This window comes from Salipiger bermudensis (assembly GCF_020171625.1).
Classification (GTDB): Bacteria; Pseudomonadota; Alphaproteobacteria; order Rhodobacterales; family Rhodobacteraceae; genus Salipiger; species Salipiger bermudensis_B.
Window position 1 is genome coordinate 1 of sequence record NZ_JAIUZY010000036.1, and the last position, 1,241, is coordinate 1,241.

The 1,241-nt window shown below is 61.1% G+C and carries 1 protein-coding gene; it reads right to left on the reverse strand.

Translation table 11 applies throughout. From position 1 onward, the window contains the following. Positions 1–30 precede the first annotated feature (30 nt). Positions 31–1,178, reverse strand: a protein-coding gene (locus LCM15_RS22705) for an IS3 family transposase (protein WP_224860089.1) whose coding sequence is annotated in 2 segments (ribosomal slippage) — positions 31–929 and positions 929–1,178 — 1,149 coding nt in all. Because the reading frame shifts where the segments join, the coding sequence is not laid out codon by codon here. Positions 1,179–1,241: the final 63 nt, after the last annotated feature.

Sequence of the window (1,241 nt, forward strand, 5' to 3'; positions counted from 1 at the left end):
TGGCCTGCTGCTGGTTCCGTGGACACAGAGTTAGGTTTGCACAGCGCGGTCCTCGAACGCCATAGGGCTGAGATAGCCCAATTTTGAGTGGCGTCGTCTCGGATTGTAGAAACGCTCGATGTAGTCGAAGACATCCGCTCGTGCTGCATTGCGGGTGCGGTAGACCTTTCTGGCGGTGCGCTCGGTCTTCAGCGATGAGAAGAAGCTCTCCATCGCCGAGTTGTCCCAGACATTGCCCGCCCGGCTCATTGAACAGGTGATGCCGTTGTCGTGCAGAAGGCGTTGGAACTGCTCGCTGGTATATTGCGATCCCTGATCGGAATGATGCAACAGCGCGTCGGCTTTCCCACGGCGCCAGACGGCCATCATCAGCGCGTCCATGACCAGCGAAGTGTCTCGGTCCGCCTTCATCGACCAGCCGACGACGCGCCGGGAGAAGAGGTCGAGCACGACCGAGACGTAGAGCCAGCCCTCGGCGGTCCAGATGTAGGTGAAGTCAGCCAGCCACTTCTGGTTCGGCCGGTCGGCCTGGAAGTCCCGGTCAAGAATGTTGTCGGCGATGACCGAGCGTTCGCCATCGTCCTTCGGCTTTCCGCGCCGCTTCGGTCGAGCCCTCATGGCGTTCTGTCGCATGAGGCGCTCGATCCGATGCAGCCCGCAGGACAGCCCGTCCTCGAGCACGTCACGCCAGATCCGGCGAGCGCCATAGGTGCGGTCGCTGGCCTTGAAGCTCTTGTCGATCTCCATGACGAGCTTCGCGTCGTAGCTCGCACGGGCGCTGATCGGTCGCTTTAGCCAAGCATGGAAGCCAGACCGGGAGACGCCCAGCACGTCGCACATCCAGCTGACCGGCCAGATATGGCGATGCTTCGCAACGAATGCGAATGTCATGTCGCTTCCCGCGCGAAGTAGGCCGCGGCCTTTTTTAGGATGTCACGCTCCGCTTTGAGCTTGGCGACCTCTTTCTTCAGGGCCGCGATCTCGGCCTGGTCTGGGCGTTGATGACCGTTGCCGGGGAACGCAGTCGCAGGCGCCACCGTCGCCTCACGCATCCAACGCCGCAGCACACTCTCTGCCAGCTCAAGATCCCGGCAAGCTTGAGAAACCGACACGCCCCGCTCGCTCACCAGCTTTACCGCCTCAATCTTAAACTCGCGGCTGAACTTCCGTCTCTTCATTTCCACTCTCCAGTTCCTTGGTCACGATCTTATCTTCGTGTCCACGAAACCGGCAGCAGGCCA